14 protein-coding genes and 5 pseudogenes are annotated in these 18931 nt (G+C 69.2%); 10 read left to right on the top strand and 9 right to left on the bottom strand.

What is annotated here, in order from left to right; translation table 11 throughout:
• Positions 1–5: 5 nt before the first annotated feature.
• Positions 6–1103 carry a uroporphyrinogen decarboxylase gene (gene hemE, locus B118_RS0114860; protein WP_028192972.1) on the bottom strand — a complete coding sequence of 366 codons (1098 nt, stop codon included), beginning with the start codon at positions 1101–1103 and terminating at the stop codon, positions 6–8.
• A 162-nt stretch (positions 1104–1265) separates the two neighbouring features.
• Here hemE and B118_RS0114855 point away from each other — a divergent pair, with 162 nt between their 5' ends.
• Entirely contained in the window at positions 1266–1865 is a 600-nt protein-coding gene (locus B118_RS0114855; protein ID WP_018220507.1) for a DUF3000 domain-containing protein, read from the top strand.
• An 18-nt stretch (positions 1866–1883) separates the two neighbouring features.
• Here the strand turns inward: B118_RS0114855 and B118_RS0114850 are convergent, their stop codons facing one another.
• Positions 1884–2429 carry a hypothetical protein gene (locus B118_RS0114850; protein WP_028192971.1) on the bottom strand — a complete coding sequence of 182 codons (546 nt, stop codon included), beginning with the start codon at positions 2427–2429 and terminating at the stop codon, positions 1884–1886.
• Positions 2430–2699: 270 nt separating this feature from the next.
• On the bottom strand, positions 2700–3458 hold the full coding sequence (locus tag B118_RS0114845) for a S1C family serine protease (RefSeq protein ID WP_028192970.1): 759 nt from the start codon (positions 3456–3458) through the stop codon (positions 2700–2702).
• Positions 3459–4035: 577 nt separating this feature from the next.
• On the opposite strand from B118_RS0114845, the gene B118_RS0114840 reads away from it, so the two are divergent.
• The 4 genes from B118_RS0114840 (at position 4036) to B118_RS0114825 (ending at position 9986) form a co-directional block, all read left to right on the top strand.
• The gene (locus B118_RS0114840; protein WP_018220511.1) at positions 4036–5391 is read left to right on the top strand and encodes an HRDC domain-containing protein; all 1356 of its coding nucleotides are present in this window, start codon (positions 4036–4038) and stop codon (positions 5389–5391) included.
• Positions 5392–5495: 104 nt separating this feature from the next.
• Positions 5496–6692, top strand: a complete 1197-nt coding sequence (locus B118_RS0114835; protein WP_028185107.1) for a thiolase family protein — start codon at positions 5496–5498, stop codon at positions 6690–6692.
• 55 nt (positions 6693–6747) lie between these two features.
• On the top strand, positions 6748–8814 hold the full coding sequence (locus tag B118_RS0114830; RefSeq protein ID WP_028188775.1) for a 3-hydroxyacyl-CoA dehydrogenase NAD-binding domain-containing protein: 2067 nt from the start codon (positions 6748–6750) through the stop codon (positions 8812–8814).
• A gap of 365 nt (positions 8815–9179) precedes the next feature.
• Positions 9180–9986, top strand: coding sequence for a hypothetical protein (locus B118_RS0114825; RefSeq protein WP_028192969.1), 807 nt, complete (start codon positions 9180–9182; stop codon positions 9984–9986).
• A gap of 272 nt (positions 9987–10258) precedes the next feature.
• On the opposite strand, the gene B118_RS0114820 is transcribed toward B118_RS0114825, so the two are convergent.
• Positions 10259–11539, bottom strand: coding sequence for an MFS transporter (locus B118_RS0114820; protein ID WP_018811655.1), 1281 nt, complete (start codon positions 11537–11539; stop codon positions 10259–10261).
• Positions 11536–12543, bottom strand: coding sequence for a PLP-dependent cysteine synthase family protein (locus B118_RS0114815; protein WP_018220516.1), 1008 nt, complete (start codon positions 12541–12543; stop codon positions 11536–11538). The genes B118_RS0114820 and B118_RS0114815 overlap by 4 nt, the downstream gene beginning before the upstream one ends.
• Before the next feature lie 625 nt (positions 12544–13168).
• Between B118_RS0114815 and B118_RS32910 the strand changes: the two are divergent.
• Positions 13169–13339, top strand: a pseudogene (locus tag B118_RS32910) (ISL3 family transposase); the annotation flags it as partial.
• Positions 13340–13665: 326 nt separating this feature from the next.
• Here B118_RS32910 and B118_RS33660 read toward each other — a convergent pair.
• Positions 13666–13950: pseudogene (locus tag B118_RS33660) on the bottom strand (ABC transporter ATP-binding protein); the annotation flags it as partial.
• Positions 13951–14049: 99 nt separating this feature from the next.
• On the opposite strand from B118_RS33660, the gene B118_RS0114800 reads away from it, so the two are divergent.
• Positions 14050–14484 (top strand): GNAT family N-acetyltransferase, encoded by a 435-nt coding sequence (locus B118_RS0114800; protein ID WP_018220517.1) that lies wholly within the window; start codon positions 14050–14052, stop codon positions 14482–14484.
• A 21-nt stretch (positions 14485–14505) separates the two neighbouring features.
• On the opposite strand, the pseudogene B118_RS0114795 reads toward B118_RS0114800, so the two are convergent.
• A pseudogene (locus tag B118_RS0114795) lies at positions 14506–14799 on the bottom strand (hypothetical protein); the annotation flags it as partial.
• Here B118_RS0114795 and B118_RS33885 point away from each other — a divergent pair.
• Together B118_RS33885 and B118_RS0114790 are read left to right on the top strand one after the other, a co-directional pair.
• Positions 14795–15278 (top strand): annotated as a pseudogene (locus B118_RS33885) (hypothetical protein); the annotation flags it as partial. The pseudogenes B118_RS0114795 and B118_RS33885 sit on opposite strands and share 5 nt — an antisense overlap.
• 7 nt (positions 15279–15285) lie before the next feature.
• Positions 15286–15693, top strand: coding sequence for a hypothetical protein (locus B118_RS0114790; RefSeq protein ID WP_028185112.1), 408 nt, complete (start codon positions 15286–15288; stop codon positions 15691–15693).
• Positions 15694–15814: 121 nt separating this feature from the next.
• Here the strand turns inward: B118_RS0114790 and B118_RS0114785 are convergent, their stop codons facing one another.
• On the bottom strand, positions 15815–17212 hold the full coding sequence (locus B118_RS0114785; protein WP_028185113.1) for an MFS transporter: 1398 nt from the start codon (positions 17210–17212) through the stop codon (positions 15815–15817).
• Between the two features lie 234 nt (positions 17213–17446).
• Between B118_RS0114785 and B118_RS0114780 the strand changes: the two genes are divergently transcribed.
• On the top strand, positions 17447–18259 hold the full coding sequence (locus B118_RS0114780) for a class I SAM-dependent methyltransferase (RefSeq protein ID WP_018811670.1): 813 nt from the start codon (positions 17447–17449) through the stop codon (positions 18257–18259).
• On the opposite strand, the pseudogene B118_RS28340 reads toward B118_RS0114780, so the two are convergent.
• Positions 18222–18860 (bottom strand): annotated as a pseudogene (locus B118_RS28340) (acyltransferase family protein); the annotation flags it as partial. The gene B118_RS0114780 and the pseudogene B118_RS28340 overlap by 38 nt on opposite strands.
• Positions 18861–18931 lie beyond the last annotated feature (71 nt).

Genomic DNA, 18931 nt, shown 5'->3' with positions numbered 1-18931 from the left:
GCCACTCAGCTCCTTCCGCTTTCCCGAGCGGTCAAGTCGTGGACCAGGGCCACCAGCCGGGTCAGGACGTCGGGGTCGGTCTCCGGTAGCACCCCGTGGCCGAGGTTGAAGATGTGTCCGGGGGCGGCACGCCCCTGCGCCAGCACCCGTCGGACCTCGGCCTCAAGCACCGGCCACGGGGCGAACAGCAGACACGGATCCAGGTTTCCCTGCACCGCCCGCTGCGGGCCGACCCGGCGGGCGGCGACATCCAACGGCGTACGCCAGTCAACGCCGACCACGTCGGCGCCGGCCTCGCCCATCGCGACTAGCAGTTCCCCGGTGCCCACCCCGAAGTGGATCCGCGGAACGCCGGCGTCGGCGAGGCCGGCGAGGACCGTCTCTGAGTGCGGCAGCACGTACCGGCGGTAGTCGGCCTCGGAGAGGGCGCCAGCCCAGGAGTCGAAGAGCTGCACGGCGGAGACGCCGGCGTCGATCTGCACCTTCAGGAACGCCAGCGCCACCTCGGCGAGCCGGCCGGCCAGGGCGTGCCACAGGTCCGGGTCGCCGTACATCAGGGCCTTGGTCCTCGTGTGGTTACGCGACGGGCCCCCCTCGACGAGGTAGCTGGCGAGGGTGAACGGTGCGCCGGCGAAGCCGATCAGCGGGGTCGCACCCAGCTCTCCGACCAGCATCCGGACCGCTTCGTCCACATAGTGAACATCGTCGCGGGTGATCGGCCGGATCCGCTCCACATCCGCCGCGGCGGTGACGGGATCGGTCACCACCGGGCCGGTGCCTGGGACGATGTCCAACGCCACCCCGGCGGCGGCGACCGGCACCACGATGTCACTGAAGAGGATCGCCGCGTCAACCCCGTGCCGACGCACCGGCTGGAGAGTGATCTCGGTAATCAGTTCCGGCCGGCGACAGGACTCCAACATCGCCACGTTCGCGCGGATCTTCCGGTACTCCGGCAGTGAGCGGCCCGCCTGCCGCATGAACCAGACCGGAGTGTGCGGGCCGGGCTCGCGCCGGCACGCGCGAACGAAGGGAGAATCGGCCGGATCGCCGGGGCGCGGCCCCTCGTCTCGGGCGGCGGCGCCCGTGGTCTCGGTGCTCATCGTGGCCCATCGTGCCACGCCGCCCGCCCCGTCCCGCCGGCACCGTCACATCGTGTGATCCGCGCCGACAAAACGGCATTCGGGTCCGGACGCGGTCGCCAGCCGCCCCGGTTCCCGGCGTGCCGCCGAATCGGCTGGCCCGAAGACCCTTACGCTTCAGTAATGACCCCCCCGACCGCGCACCCGGAGACGTTCGCCCGCGCGGTTGACGGGCTGCGATCGGCCGCCACCCGGTCCGAGATCCAGTTGGAGGAGGTCGGCGCGCCCCAACGGCTGGCCCCCTTCGCCTTCGCCCTCGCCGCGACCGTCCTCCGGGACGACGACGAGGTGGCGAACGGACGACTGATCCTCCTCCACGACCCCGCCGGGCACGAGGCGTGGCAGGGCACGCTCCGACTGGTTACCTACGTCACCGCCGAGCTTGAGGTGGATCTGGCCGCCGATCCGCTCCTGCCAGAGGTGGGCTGGGCCTGGCTGACCGACGCCCTCAGGGTGCGGAACGCCCGACACCGGGCGATCGGGGGGACCGTCACGCAGACCATGTCCACCCGGTTCGGTGATCTGGCTGGGCCACCCGCGGCCGGCGATGTCGAGATCCGGGCGTCCTGGACGCCGGTGGATGACGCGCTCGTGCCGCATCTGCACGCCTGGTGCACCCTGCTCGCCTCGACCGCCGGCCTACCGCCGCCCGGGGTGACGGCGCTCCCTGAGCGCCGCACCGCCGGCACGACCCTGAGCGCCGCACCGCCGGCACGACCCTGAGCGCCGGGGCGCGCCCGGTCAGAGATAGTCGTCGGCCTCTGCGCACACCTCTTCCAGGCCCTCGTTGGCCTCCTCGAACGCCTCCGCATCGCCGAACGCCGCCGCGGTGAGCGCGGTGTTGAGCTTGTCCAGGCAGCTGGCGATAACCTCCTTCTGCCGGGCCTGCTCGTCCCGGTCGTTCTGGGTACCGGTGAGATCCTGTTGGGTACGCGCCAGCGTCTCCTGAGCCCGTTGCAGGTCGACCTTGACCTGCTCCAACTCGGCACTGGTCGCCTCGATGGTCGAGTGCTGCTCGCTGATCCGCTCCTCCGCCCGGTTCAGCTCACTGGTGGTATTCAGGAACAGACCGGTCATCACCCCACCAACGAGGAACAGCAGTCCCGCCACCACGGCCAGAATCACCGTCGCCCGAGCCGGCCGGACGCTGCCAGCAGTCGTACCAAACGGCGGACCCGACATCGGCGGACCTGACATCGGCGGCGGGGCCGACATCGGCGGACCCGACATCGACGGCGGGGCCGCCATCGGCTGCTCGACCGGGGGGTTGACGGTCGGGAGCGGCATGGTGCTGTCCAAGGGCGCGGCCGACGGGGCTGGCGCGGGGGCAGGATCGCCGGTTGGCTGCCCGGGCACAGCAGGCTGCGACGCAGCTGGAACCGGCTGCCCCGGCACGGTGGGCGCCGAACTCGGCTGCCCCGGCACGGTGGGCTGCGACGCAGCTCCAGACGGCTCGATCGGGGGATGGGACATGACTCCTCCTGTGGAGCAGTTCGGGCAGTTCACCCGCGGGTCAGGGCAGAGCGAACTGATATGAAACGAGGCACCGGAACTGGGTTAGCAGATCTCGAAACCGTCGCAGGCGGTGGCGATCGGCACGGCGAGACTGATCCCCTCGGCGTCCCACGCCTTGGCGGTGGCGATCCCGACCACCTGCTGTTCGTCGTTGATTACAGGGCCACCCGAGTTACCCGGGTTGATCGGCGCATCAAACTGAATGAATGGCGGATCACCCCCCTTGGCCTCACGAAACGCGCTCACCACACCGGTGGTGACGCTGTCTTCCAGGCCGAGGGGCGCGCCCACAACGACGACCGGCTGACCGGACTTGACCGCGGACGGGGCGGCGACCAGCCCGGTAAAGGTGCTGGTGGTGCGAAGCTGGGCGAGGTCGTTGGCCTCGTCAACCTCGACGATGGTGGCCGGGTAGCGCTGGTCGGTGCGTTCCAGGAAGACCTGCCGGTCCCCGTCCTCCCAGACCTCTTCGACCACGTGGAAGTTGGTGAAGAGATTGGTGCCGCCATCGGCGGCCGGCTCACCGACGGCGAACGCGCTGCCGGTGTACTGCCCGGCGCGGATCCGAAACACGCTGGGCAACGCGGCAGCGGCGATCGCCTCCGGATCGAACGCAGCACCGATCGCCGACTCCAGTTCCCGCGCCCGCGCCTCCAACCCATCGAGCCGAGCCTGGCTCTCCTGCTGCTCGGCGCCCAGCCGCCGATCGGTGTCGGCGAGTTGGCCGGTGAGCTGATGGATCTGGTAGGCCTGAACACCGGTCACCGAAAGCAGCGCCGCGACAACCAGCACCACGGCCACCCGCCCGAACAGGACAAGCCGCCGAGACGCCGGGGCGGGAGCCGGCTGGGCACTGGGCCAGCGCCCGGTTGGACCGCCCGGAGGGGGCACGAACGGCGGTGGAACGCCCGGCCCGAAAGCCGACGGTTGGGTGGGGCCAGACGCGACCGAGCCGCCGTACGGCGGAGCCGCCGGAGAAGGCGGGACCGCTGAAGGAGCCGGAGGAGCCGGAGGAGCCGGGGTCGTTTGAGGAACCGGGGCCGCCGGAGGAACCGGGGCCCCGAATGCCGCGCTGGACGGGCCGGGCTGGAGCGGCGGGGACCAGGTGGGTCCAGGCGTAGACTCGCCTCCCACCTCGGATAATCCCTCACCCGTATTCATGATTGCCATGCCCTCCCCGTGCCGATGCCGTTGCCGCGTGGTGGCAACCGCCGGCCTTGACCGCTAAATGTTCGACCGCTACGAATGTCGCGGTCTACGACCGTATCCGGCACGCGCATCCTTTGTCTGCTCGGTCTGCTCAACCGAAACGGCTGACTCCCGACACGCACTGGACCGGCTGTCCCCGCCCGATCGGGTAGCGCAATAGGGTTGTCGGATGACCGACGAACCACCCCTACCCCGTCGGGCTGCCGCAAACCGTACGGGAGACACACCGTACCCGCCGACGATCCGGTCGGGGGACACGGACGTTGACCCGACCGCTGGTGGCCCAGCTACCACCCGGCGCGACGCCGAGGGCGGCCCCACCCCGCTGACCGCGCCCGGCGAGGGCACCCCTCAGCCGGTGACCACCCCGGCGGAGTTGGCCGAGGTCGTGGCCCGCTTCGCCCAGGGCACCGGGCCGGTGGCGCTGGACGCCGAACGCGCCTCCGGCTACCGGTACAGCCAGCGGGCGTACCTGGTGCAGCTGCGCCGCGCCGGCGCCGGCACCGCCCTGATCGACCCGCTGCCGCTGCCGGAACTGACCAGTCTGGACGAGGCCATCGGCGCGGCCGAGTGGGTGCTCCACGCGGCCAGCCAGGATCTGCCCTGCCTGGCCGAGCTGGGCCTGCGGCCACGGCGCCTCTTCGACACCGAACTGGCCGCCCGGCTCGCCGGCTTCGAGCGGGTCGGGCTCGCCGCGCTGACCGAGAACCTGCTCGGCTTCAGCCTGGAGAAACACCACTCGGCGGCGGACTGGTCGAGCCGGCCGCTGCCGGAGTCCTGGCTGACCTACGCCGCCCTGGACGTGGAGCTGCTGGTCGAGCTCCGGGACGCGCTCGACGCCGAGTTGACTCGGCAGGGCAAGGCCGAGTGGGCGGCCGAGGAGTTCGCCGCGCTGGTCCGCAATGGTGCCCGCGCGCCCCGGGTCCGCGCCGACCCCTGGCGCCGCACCTCGGGCATCCATCGGGTCCGCGGGGCGCGGGCGCAGGCCCGGGTACGGTCCCTGTGGTACGCCCGGGACCAGATCGCGGCGCGCCGCGACGCGGCGCCGGGACGGGTGTTGCCGGACTCGGCGATTGTCGCCGCCGCCGAGCTGGATCCACGGGACGAGAAGACGCTACTGACCCTGCCGGGTTTCGGCGGTCGCTCGGTACGCCGGCTGGCCCGTACCTGGTTGGCGGCGTTGGACGATGCCCGGGAGTTGCCAGCGGAGGCGCTACCGGTCGCGCCGGCGGTCGAGGGTCCGCCGCCGCCGCACCGGTGGGCCGAGCGGGACCCGGTCGCCGCGGCCCGGCTGAGCCGGTGCCGGGAGGTGGTCGTCGGAACCGCCGGCGCGCACACCCTGCCACCGGAGAACCTGATCGCCCCGGACTCGATTCGCCGCCTCGCCTGGGTCCCGCCCGAGGAGATCACCGAGGGCGCCGTGGCGGAGACCCTACGCGGCCTGGGTGCGCGCGAGTGGCAGATCGCGCTGCTGCAGCCAGACCTGACCCGGGCCCTGGTCGGCCCACCGCCAGCCGACACCTGAGCCATCGATGTGGGGTGGGCCACACAGGGGGTGGTACTCCAGTTGGTTACTGACAAGTAGCATCCGAGAAAACGCCAGTCCGGCTATCCGGCTAGGAGGCTCAAGTGCCCCGTGAAGTTCGGGATGTCGTCTTTGTTGACGGCGTCCGCACCCCGTTCGGCAAAGCGGGGGGCATGTACGCCAACACCCGCGCAGATGACCTGGTGATCCGCTGCATCCGCGAGCTGCTGCGCCGTAACCCGCAGCTGCCGCCGGAGCGGGTCGAGGAGGTCGCCGTCGCCGCCACCACCCAGATCGGCGACCAGGGCCTGACCATCGGCCGCACCGCCGCGCTCCTGGCCGGCCTCCCCAAGACCGTGCCCGGCTTCGCCATCGACCGGATGTGCGCGGGCGCGATGACCGCGGTGACCACGGTCGCCGGCGGCATCGCCATGGGCGCGTACGACGTCGCCATCGCCGGTGGGGTCGAGCACATGGGCCGCCACCCGATGGGCGAGGGAGTCGACCCGAACCCGCGGATCGTCGCGGAGCGACTGGTTGACCAGTCCGCCCTGGTCATGGGGGCTACCGCGGAGAACCTGCACGACCGGGTACCCCACATCACCAAGGAGCGCACCGACGCGTTCGCGCTCGCCTCCCAGCAGAAGACCGCCAAGGCGTACGCCAACGGCAAGCTCCAGGACGACCTGGTGCCGGTGGCGATCCGGGACCCGGAGGCCGGCTGGGGTCTGGCCACCGTGGACGAGGCGCCGCGGGACACCTCGATGGAGAAGCTCGCCACCCTGAAGACTCCGTTCCGCCCGCACGGCAAGGTCACCGCCGGTAACGCGGCGGGGCTGAACGACGGCGCCACGGCGAGCCTGCTCGTCGCCGAGGAGACCGCACGGGAGCTGGGTCTGCCGGTCGCGATGCGGCTGGTTTCCTACGGGTTCGTCGGCGTCGAGCCCGAGGTGATGGGGATCGGTCCGATCCCGTCGACCGAGAAGGCGCTGCGCATCGCCGGCCTGACCATCGACGACATCGGCCTGTTCGAGCTGAACGAGGCCTTCGCGGTCCAGGTACTCGCCTTCCTCGACCACTTCGGCATCGCCGACGACGACCCGCGGGTCAACCCGTGGGGCGGCGCGATCGCCATCGGCCACCCGCTCGCCTCGTCCGGTGTCCGGCTGATGACCCAACTCGCCCGGCACTTCGCCGAGCACCCGGAGGTCCGCTACGGCCTCACCGCCATGTGCATCGGCATCGGCATGGGCGGCACCGTGATCTGGGAGAACCCGCACTGGGAGGGTGGAGCCAAGTGAGCGCGAGCAACGGGTCGGGCCAGTGCGTCCCGCAGTCCCAAATGGAGGAGGCACAGTGAGCATCGCGGCACCGAACGAGGTCGTTACCAAGGCCTTGCTGCGCTTGGTGGACGTACCGGGCCTGGACCGCCCCGCCGCCCTGATCACACTGGACAACGGCTTCGACCACAAGAAGCCGAACACCCTCGGGCCTGGTGGCCTGACCAGCCTGGACGAGGCGATCACGGCAGCCCAGGCGGCGAAGCCGGCGTTCGTCGCGGTGACCGGTAAGCCCTACATCTTCTGCGTCGGAGCGGACCTCACCGGCCTGCCGTTGCTCACCGACCGGGCGCAGGCGCTGGAGGTCGGGCGGCTGGGCCACCGGGTTTTCGCCCGGCTCAAGGACAGCGACGTTCCGACCTTCGCCTTCGTCAACGGCGCGGCCATGGGCGGCGGCCTGGAGCTGGCCCTACACTGCCACTACCGGACGCTGTCCGCGGGCGCCGCGGCCCTCGCCCTACCCGAGGTCTCGCTCGGTATCGTCCCCGGCTGGGGCGGCACTCAGCTGCTGCCGAACCTGGTCGGCATCCCGGCGGCGACCCAGGTGATCATCCAGAACCCGCTGATGCAGAACAAGATGCTCAAGCCGAAGCAGGCGGCGGAGATGGGCCTCGCGGACGTCCTGCTGGAGCCGGCGGACTTCCTCGAACGGTCCCTGGAGTGGGCCGCCGGCGTGGTCCGCGGCGAGCACACCGTGACCCGGCCCGAGGTTGACCGGGAGATGTGGGACGGCGTCCTCTTCTTCGCCAAGCAGACCCTGGACGCCCGCCTGCACGGCGCCGTCCCCTCCGCGAACCAGGCCCTCGAACTGCTCGGCATGGCCAAGGAGGCGGACTTCGCCACCGGCACCACCGCCGAGGACGAGGCGCTGGCCGACCTGGTCTTCTCGCCGGAGCTGCGCAGCGGCCTCTACGCGTTCGACCTGGTGCAGCGGCGGGCCAAGCGTCCGGCCGGGGCGCCCGACCGGGACCTGGCCCGGCCGGTGACCAAGGTTGGCATCGTCGGCGCCGGCCTGATGGCCAGCCAGCTCGCGCTCCTGTTCGCCCGCCGTCTCCAGGTACCGGTCGTCCTGACCGACCTGGACCAGGCCCGGGTCGACAAGGGCGTGGCCTACGTGCACGAGCAGATCGAGAAGTCGGTCAGCAAGGGCCGGATGGACAAAGGCACCGCCGCCAAGCTGTACGGCCTGGTGAGCGGGTCGGTCGACAAGTCCGTCTTCGCCGACGCGGACTTCGTCATCGAGGCCGTCTTCGAGGACCTCAACGTCAAGAAGCAGGTCTGGGCCGAGCTGGAGAAGATCGTCAAGCCCGAGGCGGTGCTGGCCACCAACACGTCGTCGCTGTCGGTGACGGCGATGGCCGCGGACCTCGAGCACCCGGAACGGGTGGTCGGCTTCCACTTCTTCAACCCGGTCGCCGTGCTCCCGCTGCTGGAGATCGTCCGCGGTGAACGGACCGACGACGCCACCCTGGCCACCGCGTTCGCCGTCGGAAAGCAGCTGAAGAAGTCGAGCGTGCTGGTGAAGGACGCCCCCGCGTTCGTGGTCAACCGGCTGCTGACCCGCTTCCTGGGCACGGTGTTCGCCGCTGTGGACGCCGGCACCCCGCTGGAGGTGGCGAACAACGCGCTCGATCCGCTGGGCCTGCCGATGCGCCCACTGGCGTTGCTGCAGCTGGTCGGGCCGGCGGTGGCGCACCACGTCGGTGGCATCCTGCACGCGGCCTTCCCGGACCGCTTCGGTGTCAGCGAGAACCTCAAGCGGATCGCCGAGGCCGGCAAACCGATCGTCGTGAACGACGAGATCAACGCCGAGGTGGCCAACCTGCTGGTGGTCGGCGACCAGCCGCTCACCGCCGAGCAGGTCCGGCAGAACGCACTCGACGCGCTGGCGCAGGAGATCCAGCTGATGCTCGACGAGGGCGTGGTCGCCGAGGCGCAGGACATCGACCTGTGCCTGATCCTGGGCGCCGGCTGGCCGTTCCACCTGGGCGGCGTCACGCCGTACCTGGACCGCACCGGCACCACCGAACGGGTCACCGGCAAGCGGTTCCTGCCGGCCGGGGTCGCCAGCCTCCCGGCCTGACCTGCCCCCTCCCCGTGATCGTGGTGGCCGCCCTCGGGTGGCCACCACGATGCGTTTCTGGCCGGCGGGGGTCGGTCCGGTGGACCGGGGCCCGGACCGGCTAGCATCAGCCGCCAGCACCCTCGCCTGGAGGCGTTGTCATGTCCTCACCGGTCGATCCCTGGTCTAGCCCGCCGGAGCCCGGTGCGCAGCCCAGCTACCCGCCGCCGTCCGCACCGCCGCGCGCAGCCCGGCACGCGCGTCCGGAGCACCCCGAACCGCGACCGGACGGCTGGCGGCCCCCTCCCCCGCTCGACCCCACACCGGCCCCGCGCTCCTGGTCGGCCCCTCCCGCCCCGCCGGCCCCTCCCCACTGGTCGGCCACAATGGATGAGCCGACCCAGGTGCACCGCGCTATCCCGCCGATCCCTCCGGTCGAGCCCGACCTGGCTGACCAGGATCGGCGACCAGCGGAGACAGGTAGCCCCGCGGCCCCGTCCGATTCGGCGGCGCCGGCGTCCCGCCGACCGGCACGGTTCACCCTGCTGCTCTCGTTTGGCCTGGCCGGCCTACTCCTGCTCACGCTGGGTGGCCTGGCATACCTCACCCGTTCCGGCGGCGACAACTCGGCGCCGTCCCCGGCCGCCGCCCCGCCCGCGGCGGAAGCGTCGCAAGCCGCCGACAGCGCGGAACCAACCCCGTCGACCGAGCCCAGCCCCGAGCCCAGTCCTGAACCACAGATACGCCTCGTCGCACCGAAGACACTCGACGGTCGGGCCAGGAGCACCGACTCGGAGCTGAAGGCGCTCGCCGACGAGTTGGTGAAGGAGCTGGAGGCCAAGGTCAGCAGCGGGAACAGCACGGTCGGGGCCTTCTACGGCAGCTTCGAGGATGAGAACATCATCATGATCGCTGGCGCCTCTGGCTTCGTCCTCAACCCGGCCCAGGAGTTGGATGCCACCGTCGAGAAGCTCGCGTCGGACCTGAACGTTCGCAAGATGTCCACGGTCTCCACCGACCCCCTCGGCGGCGTCGCGAAATGTGGTGACGGGAGCGCCTCGGACATCCCGCTCGGAGTCTGCGCCTGGGCGGACAAGGGTAGCGTCGGCATGATCGTGATGTACTCCGCGTCGGCCAGCACGGCCCGCGCCAACTTCACCGACATCCGTGCCGAGATCGAGAAACGCTCCTGAGGCCGGGTGTCACCCTCCCTGGACCGTGGGGTGGGGCCGCCTCGACGGTGACGAATGCCACCAACCTCGGCGGCCCCAACGAGCGAGTCGCGAGGCCGATCAGTCGTGCTGGAAACGCTCAGCGACACTGCGCAGTCACATCTCACTGGCGGTCGAGCGTTCGCACTCAGCCGGCTGACCAGGCCGCGTTCCGAACCATCCTGCAGACGGGACGACCGTTACCGTCAGTACCGGTTCGCGGCAATGGACTGCCGCGAACCGGTACCCGGGACTCAGGCGGTGACAGTGGCCGCTTGTTTCGTGGGAATCGCAGGCCCGAGCAAGCCGCGCCTGCCCAACCACAGAATCGCCGTGCCGCAGGCCACGCCGAGTGCCGCGAGCGCTAGCCAGAGCACGATGGGCATCTGTGTGGATCGCGCCCAGTCGACTGCGCCGCCAGCGAGCATGTTACCGATGGCGACAGCGATACCGGAGACGGTGCTGTAGACCCCGTAGTGTGTGGCGATCCGGCCCGCACCGGCCAACGTGACCACCATGTCCATTTCGAATGGGTAAGCCACCATCGTCGCCACGGCGATGATCGCTCCGGCGAGAACGGCCGACGCGACGACGAGCATGGGTGGCCCGGTACTCGCCGCGGCTACAGGTAGGAACGCCGTACCCAGCAGCGCGACTCCCCAGGTGAGTGAGCGGTGTGGTGACCAGCGTCGCCTGCACCAGGCGGTGACGCGGATCTGCGCGAGGACGGCAAGCAGACCTGAGGCCGCGAACATGGCCGCGACGGCAAGCTTCTCCACTGCCGGGCTGGGAGCGTTTGCTTCGATGGTGAGGGGCAGCGTGAGATAGACCTGAAACGACAGCACGTAGGAACCGGCCATCGCCACGGTGAACAGCATGAACGGTCGGTTGCGCAGCACCTGCCGCCAGGAAGACAACATCTCGCTGAGCAACCCAACCCCGCCTGGCTCGCCCCTTCGCCCACCGCGCGCCGGTAGTGCGCGAGCCTGTGCGACGGTCAGGATGGCGAACACGGCGGCCGCGACGAGACATGTCAGGCGGAAGTCAGCCGCGGTCAGCACGAGCCCGACCAACGGGCCGACCAGGATGCCGGCCTGGTAGAAGACGTTGAACATGGCGAACGCCTCCACCCGCCGTTCGCCGGCGTCCTCAGCCAGGTAGGCGCGTACCGCTGGGTTGAACAGCGCCCCGGCCAGACCAGTGGCTGCCGCTGCGATGACGAGGACAGCCACGGAATCGACCAGCCCGAGAAGGGCAAAGCCGACAGTACGCAGCGTGCAGCCAGCGACGATCAACGGCTTGTACCCGAACCGGTCGGCGAGGCTCCCGCCGACGGCGAACATGCCCTGCTGGCTGAAGTTGCGTACGCCCAGGACGAGCCCCACGATCCAGCCGGCGAGCAGCAGCTGCGCCGACAGGTAGTTCGCGAGGTACGGCATCAGCATGTAGAAGCCGAGATTGATGCCGAACTGGTTGATCAGGAGCAGGCGTACCGGCCGGCCGAAAGAGCCGAATTGCCCGAGAACATCCCTCACTGCCGATCACCCTGCCCAAGGTCAACGATCTGGGTGCAGCGGGTCCACCGATGGACCTCGTGGCTGGTCGGGGCACCGATGCTGTCGGGTTCAGCGGCCGGTTCGATGCCAAGCAGGTCGTGCCGTTGGCAGTAGTCGTCATTGAAAACGGTGTCCCAGTAGCGTTGTGGTCCGTCTGGGAAGACGGCCACGATACGGGTGTCACCAGGCAACGTCCGCGCCAGCCAGGCGGCGACGAGGGCGACGGCGCCAACGCTCCACCCGCCGCTGACATAGCCGTGCGCGGCGAGCTGCCGGCACGCCCACACGGCTTCGGCAGGTGCCACCCAGTGGACCTCGCTGAACCAGCCGTACTGGACGTTGCGGGGATAGATGCTGCTACCCAGCCCCCTCATCAGCCGGTGCCGTGCTGGCTGACCAAAGATCGTTGAGCCGATGGTGTCAACCCCGACAAGCCGTGCGTGTGGGAAGTACCGGCGTATAGGCGCGAACGTGCCGGCGGAGTGGCCACCCGTACCGACGCTGCACACCAGGACATCGATGCGTCCCAGCTGTGCGATAAGCTCCAGACCGAGACCCTCGTAGGCGGGCAACGTGTCCGGGTTGTTGTACTGGTCCGGGCACCAAGAACCAGGGGTAGCGGCCAGAATCTCGCCCACGCGCTCCCGCCGGGCCTGCTGCCACCCGCCCTGTAGATGTGGGCGGTCGACGACGCTGATCGCAGCCCCCGAGGCGGTCAGTAGCCGTTGCATAATCGGCTCAAGGCCGGGATCGGTCACCAGCGTGAGTGAATGCTGGTACGCGTTGGCTGCCAGCGCGAGTCCCAACCCGAAGGTTCCACTGGTCGATTCGACAATCATGGCTCCCGGGCTGAGGTCACCTCGCTTGCGCGCCTGCGCCACAAGGTGTAGTGCGCTGCGGTCCTTGATACCTCCGGGACTGAACGCCTCAAGCTTCGCCCAGAAACCGTGGGCAGCAGAGGTGAGTGGTCGGCCGACCCACACGATCGGCGTGTTCCCTATCAAATCTGTAGGTGTGTGATGGACACCGGTCGGGTGCCCCAGGATCTGCGCCGGACCGGGAAGCGGGCGTGCAGGGATAGCGGCTTGCATGGTATGTGTGACCTTTCGCGTGAATGACTGGTCAATGACATGGAGATGCCCTTGACCGTCAGTTCCGCGCTACGCACTTCAACAAGAGACGCTGCCGGCCCGCCTCGGCCCGCTGAGGTGCACGGTATTCCGGCACGCGCGTGAGTACTGCCTGATCGCTCGGCAATGGGACGGCTTGCGTGGCCACGAGCTTGACATGCGAACCCGACGTATTCCAGCGCTTCGTGGGCGCGACAGGTCGGCATTGGATCGAGGGGTGATGATGATGCTTCGAATGCTGGTGCACGGCGGCCTGAGCGGCAAGATGCGCTTGGCTCGCACTACTTCGATGATGCCCGGTATAGCCGTGGGCAAGGCAGAGCAATATACACAATGATGCGAAAAGGGCAGCGAATGGTAATGAAAAGGCGGGAAGCCGGGTTAACCGTCCGCTTCGCACCTGTCGGAGGATAGTAGACTTACCGACCCAGAACAAGACGCTAGGTAGTGGCATACATGCAGTGAGTAAAATTCGTGGCGGTGGGTGGTGGTCCGCCCGCGGGTACGGCGCCTGGTGTGCCCCACAGACGGCTGCCGGCACGCCTTCCGCGAACAGGTTCCCGAGGTGCTGAAGCGATACCAGCGCCGCACCGCCCGTTCAAACAGGTCGGTCAGAGCCGTGGTCAAGAAGTTGGCGGCCGGGGCCGGTCTCTCTGCTGGCAGATACTGGCGGTGAGCCTGTCCCACAGTCCTGCGCGCCCCTGCAGCCCATACCGGGCAACGGCCCATGCGATCTAACGGGTGGGCCTGGTGGTAACCCCGGACCGCCAGGCCCACACCTCGGCGGCTCAGCCAGACCACACCGAACACCCTGCGGAACATCCTCAACTCGGCAAAATCGTGTTCATCAACCCTGGCGGCGCCCAAGGCATGATCACCACCGCGCGAGGCCTGCACAGACCGTCTCACAACTTGACGGGGGCGTGACCGCGTCCACCCCGCATGGGAATGGCTGAGGCACGTCCGCTCGTGCGGTCACTCTCCGAGAAAGCCACCAACCTGCCTCGCCCACAGGGCGGCGTAGCGGCCGTTGCGGCCGAGTAGCTCGGCGTGCGTAACGTCCTCGACGATTCGCCCCTATCGAGTACGACGATCTTCCATGCGGGCGATCGTGGAGAGTCGGTGCGCGACGGCGTTCACCGTGCGGCCAGCCATGAGCTTGTCCATGGATTCCTGGATCACCGCTTCGATCTCAGAGTCGAGGGCGCTGGTCGCCTCATCCAGGATGAGGATCGGCGCGTCCTTGTGGACGGTACGAGCGAACCAGCCGTGGCCAACGGTGCGGGTGGTCGACCCAGCAGACCAGGACGAAAGAACTGGCTGCTGAAGCAGTAGAAGGCAGCGTCTAGCATCGGGCCGATGCACACCCTGACCCGAGCCGATGGCTACCTGCTCAGCACCGCCCCCGAGCGGCTCGACCTTGACCTGGTCCACCACTGGCTCTCCACCGACGCGTACTGGGCCCGGGGGCGGGACCGGGCGACCGTGGAGCGCGCCTTCGCGGGCTCGATCGGCTTCGGCGTCTACCGGCCGGAGGACGGGCGCCAGGTAGCGGTGGCCCGGGCGGTGACCGACCGAGCCACCTTCGCCTGGCTCTGCGATGTCTACATCGAGCCTGCCGCGCGCGGGCGTGGGCTGGGCACCTGGCTCACCGGTGCGGTCCGCGACCATCTCGCGGAGTTCGGCGTACGCCGCATCCTGCTGGCCACCAGGGACGCCCATGACGTGTACGCCAAGCTCGGCTTCGATCCGCTCGCGCGGCCGGACCTGTGGATGCAGCTCGACAACCGGTGAACTCCTCGTCGGCTCTTTGCGCTATTCCCGACCGGTGAGCCGCAGGGCGGATACCGCGTCGTCGAGGGTCGCGGCTCGGGCAAGCGGCTGCACGTGGTCCCCCTCGGCCAGCCAGAGCCGGCAGCCCGCTCGGTCGAACGACACCAGCACCGGTTGCCCGGCGTAGTGCTGACCGATCCGACGCAGCAGCGCGGTCGGGTCCGCGACCGGAGGCGACGGCGCCGCCTGCGGCGCGGGCACCGGCTGCTCCGGCTCCCGGGGAACGGCGGCGAGCAGGTGGCTGTCGAGGTACTCGACGCACCGGGCCCCGGCGATGACGCAGAGCCGTACCGCTGCGGACAAGGCGGGCCGGCTCGGTCGCCTGACCAGCAAGGCAGCCGGACACCTCGCCGCGTACGGGAACGCCATCGCTCCCGGAGCCGTCCCCAACCGCCCTGGTGAAGCATGGCCCTCGGGCGAGCGTCTGGCCGCTGAGGCAGAGAATCGAGGCAGCCGGGCGGAGGCCTTCCTGCCACGCCACGTCAAGAAGGCAGATCAGACAGAAGGTAACCTTCAGAACACCGAGAAGGCAGCGACAGCCGGGTTCCGTGAATTCGTCCAGCAGACGAAGGGCGGCCCCGGCGGCACCTCAACGTCCACCACCTCGCCAAAAGCCCGCTACACCGGCAGACCGACCACATCTGGAGCACCCAGTCGCCTCGGTAATCATGGCGGCCGGAGCGGTGGCCGTCGGCCTCAAGGGGCTGTGGAACATGACCAAGAAGCGTCGGGAGAGGAAGCGTCGTGACGATTAGTCCTGACATGGTCGCCTACATTCGCACGTTGGTGAAAGGCGAGCGCGCCGAGAACGACCGCATCGAAGCCCACCTCGATTCCCAGGGCTGGGAAGGCTTCGGCACGCTACTCGGCGCGGTCTTCTACTTCGCGGTGAACCGTCGCTTCCCGCACGGCGCCAGCCAGGACGAGGTGATCCGGTTCGTCAGCGAGATGCGAAGCACGACGACAGGTGGACCCGAAACCGATACGGCAAGCGCGGAGACGTTGATCAACGCCGCTCTCGATCCAAGCATGGACTCGGACATCGACCCGAAGGTGGCCGGGCGGGTCCAGGGCCTGACCATCCTGCACGCGCTCGGCGCTGGCGCCATTTCGGACGAGGAGTTGGACGACCTTTTGGCGGAGGGATCAGCCCTGGCCAGCCGGGTCTAGCCCAGTCTTCGGGCACCTGGTCACCACGGCGGCCAGCGCTCCGAATCCCACGAGCTGATCCGGAAGGCAGTCTACGAGCGGGGAGGGGATGGCGCACGGTCCTCCGGCCGTCTCGTGCCGGTCACGGTCGGCGGCGAGCTACCACGAGGAGAAGCCCGGAGGCCACGATGCTTCCTGCCGCAGTCCACCGCATGATGTCCTCGATGGCCTCCGTGAGCCCCACACTTCTCGACTGGATGTCGATCAGCGTCGCCGCGGCCGCCACCGCGAGGCCGGAGACCCCGATAACGATCGCGAGGGTGACACCGGACGCTTCGCCCACCAGCTCCCGGGCGACAACCGACTGCGTGCCGATGTTGGACATCGCGTACCCCACGCCGTAGCTGAATCCGAACAACGCGAGGCCGGGCAGGTAGGAACCGAAACTACCGCCGAGAGAGACCACGAATAGGCCAATCCCACCGGTTGCCGCACTGATGCCCATTACTACCGGAATATTCAGGTGTTCGCCGAGGTGCCCTGAGATCGGACCGGCGATTCCGGTGGCCACCGAGGCGGCGAGAAGGATCAGACCCGCGGCGAGGGGTGAACGACCCTCCCCTTGTTGGAGGTAGACCGTGCTACCGAACACTCCGATGACGAGAGCGACGTTGGCGACCGTCCCCATCAGGGTCACGATGACGTAGGGACGGTTGCGAAACAGGTCGAGTTTGACCAGAGGATACTTCGCCAACCGCTCGCGCTGCACGAACGCCGCCAGAATCAGCAGCCCGACCACGGCGATCCCGGCCGTGGCGAGGGGCTGCCAGGTGCTCGCCAGATCTACCGCGAGCGTGACCAGGGCGATCCCCGCCGCCACCAGGGCCAGGCCCGGCAGGTCGATCGACCGGGGCACGGTAGGGTCGCGCGATTCACGCACGCCAGCGGCGACGATCGCGATGGCGATAATGCTCAACGGTACATTCACGAGCAGCACGACCCGCCAGACGACCAGCTCTGTTATCCCACCGCCGAAGGGAGGGCCGAGCGCCATCGACACGGCACCGATGCCGTAGGCGTAGCCGATCGCCCGTTTCACCCGCTCCGCGGGAAAAGCATTCGTGACGATGGCGATGGCGAGCGGGAAGATGATGGCGGAGCCAACTCCCTGGATGGTCCGGAAGGCGATGACGGTCCCCGCGTTGGGGGCCAGGGCGGCACCCAGCGAACTCAGGCCGAAAATCACGAGTCCAACCACGAGAATGCGTCGGCGGCCAAGGATATCGCCGAGCCGGCCGCCAGGAATCAGGAACGCCGCCAGGGAGAGCATGTAGGCGCTGATCACCCACTGCAGGTTGGTTGGAGACGTGCGCAGCTCCGAAGCCATCTTCGGCAGCGCGAGGTTGAGCGCGAAGAAGTCGAGCTGAACCAGGAAGATACAGAAGGATGCCGCGACCAACGTCAGCTTGGCCTGCGCTGCGGCTCCGTGAGGTGAAGCGCTTCCGGCCAGGTGACGAAAGTGGTGCAGGCGAAGTAGCACGGGTTTTCCTCACGTTGTGAAGTGGTCGGATGCCCGAGGTGCACGTAGGCACGTCTCGCACTGTCACACACCAGCACCGGCTGGTCCGGGTGATTCACGGTAGTCGCCGAGCTGCGCTGTTCGTCGGCGTGTAGCTGCATGACCCTTTCAAGATCATGAGTTTGGGATGAACACAGGTACCGACCGCAGGTATTCGGTTGCCCGCCGGCGGTCAGCCGTAACACGATCTGCTGTGTGCTGAAGCCCGAAATCATGGAGTACTACCAGCGGGGCGGCGAGCGGGATCGGCTCGCTGCCGGCCCGGGACGATTGGAGTTCCTGCGCACGTGGGATGTCCTGTCCCGGGTGCTCCCGGGTGTGCCAGCGGCCGTGCTGGATGTGGGCGGTGCGACCGGGGTCTACGCCGCTCCGCTGGCGCAGGCCGGCTACCACGTCCGGGTTGTCGACCCGGTGCCCGAGCATGTGGCTGAGGCGGCAGCCCGCCCCGGTGTGACCGCCGTCCTCGGGGATGCCCGGGCCTTGCCCGTCGCCGATCGCAGCATGGACACGGTTTTGCTGCTCGGGCCGCTGTATCACCTGCCGGAGCGGGCGGATCGCGTTGCTGTCTGGCGGGAGGCGGCTCGTGTCGTACGTGCTGGTGGCGTGGTCGTGGGCGCCACGATCAGCCGGTTCGCGTCGCTGTTCGACGGTTTCGTGAAGGGCTACTTCACCGACGCACGGTTCCGGCCCATGGTGGAGCGCACGTTGGCCGATGGGGTGCACCGCAATATCGACGACACGCAGCGATGGTTTACCAGCGCCTACTTCCACCATCCGGACGAGTTGGCCGGTGAAGCGACGGAGGCGGGCCTCGTCGTACGGCGGCGGGTTTCGGTCGAGGGCCCGCTGGGGATGACCGGGGCGCGACTGGCCGAGATCCTGGCCAGCCCCGACCTGACCGGCCTGCTGCTGGAGATGATGCGCTCGGTGGAGGACGAGCCGAGTTTGCTCGGTGCCAGCGGCCACGTCCTCACGATCGCCGTCCGGAGCGATGCAGAAACGGAATAGACCACCGCGCCGAAGCCTGGGGGTGGGACCGAGCGGCCTTTCGGGGACGCCGCCCCGCGCCGATCCGGGCGCCCAGCCACAGCCCGCCCAGCAGGACAACTATGAAGACGGGCAGCCAGCGGAGGCGGGCGAGGATCCACCACCACGAGCCGGGCGCGGTGTGCAGTCCGGGCAGTGGGGCGGAGCCCAGGGCGAAGAGTGTCACCGCCACCAGCGCGGTCTGGTGCCACAAGAAGATCCGCACGGCCCACAGATTCGTCCCGGCCACGACAGCCCAGACCAGCCGCCGGCGGGCGAGCCGGGTCAGCGGGCCACGTAGCAGCAGGGCCATCCCCACCTGGGCCAGCCCGAAGCTCACCGCGACGAGGGTGGGCGGGTTGAGGTTGGACCGGCCCTGGCCTGGCACACCGACCAGGCTGGCGGGATAGTCGCACCAGTGCGCCAGCGCGGCGGTGGCCACGATCCCGCCGAGGAGCAGCCCGACCGCCGGCAGCCGGGCCCCACGGGCGCCGGCGACCCCGAGGCAGAAGGGTACGAGCCAGGCGCTCGCCACGTTCGCCCAACCGAGCCACGACGGGCCGCCGAGCCCGAGCCGCGCCTCGGTATCCAGCTGTTCGGCTGCCGTGCCCGGCAGCGTCACTCGTGAGCGCCAACCCGGACCGGTACCCCGGT

It is taken from the genome of Salinispora pacifica CNR114 (assembly GCF_000514775.1).
Classification (GTDB): Bacteria; Actinomycetota; Actinomycetes; order Mycobacteriales; family Micromonosporaceae; genus Micromonospora; species Micromonospora pacifica.
This window is presented reverse-complemented; position numbering and strand designations above follow the sequence as displayed.

Excerpts from the sequence above, each read along its gene's own strand:
- B118_RS0114840 (WP_018220511.1), top strand. The coding sequence starts at position 4,036 with ATGACCGACGAACCACCCCTACCCCGTCGGGCTGCCGCAAACCGTACG.
- B118_RS0114800 (WP_018220517.1), top strand. The coding sequence starts at position 14,050 with ATGCACACCCTGACCCGAGCCGATGGCTACCTGCTCAGCACCGCCCCC.
- hemE (WP_028192972.1), bottom strand. The coding sequence starts at position 1,103 with ATGAGCACCGAGACCACGGGCGCCGCCGCCCGAGACGAGGGGCCGCGC.
- B118_RS0114850 (WP_028192971.1), bottom strand. The coding sequence starts at position 2,429 with ATGCCGCTCCCGACCGTCAACCCCCCGGTCGAGCAGCCGATGGCGGCC.
- B118_RS0114855 (WP_018220507.1), top strand. The coding sequence starts at position 1,266 with ATGACCCCCCCGACCGCGCACCCGGAGACGTTCGCCCGCGCGGTTGAC.
- B118_RS0114825 (WP_028192969.1), top strand. The coding sequence starts at position 9,180 with ATGGATGAGCCGACCCAGGTGCACCGCGCTATCCCGCCGATCCCTCCG.
- B118_RS0114790 (WP_028185112.1), top strand. The coding sequence starts at position 15,286 with ATGGTCGCCTACATTCGCACGTTGGTGAAAGGCGAGCGCGCCGAGAAC.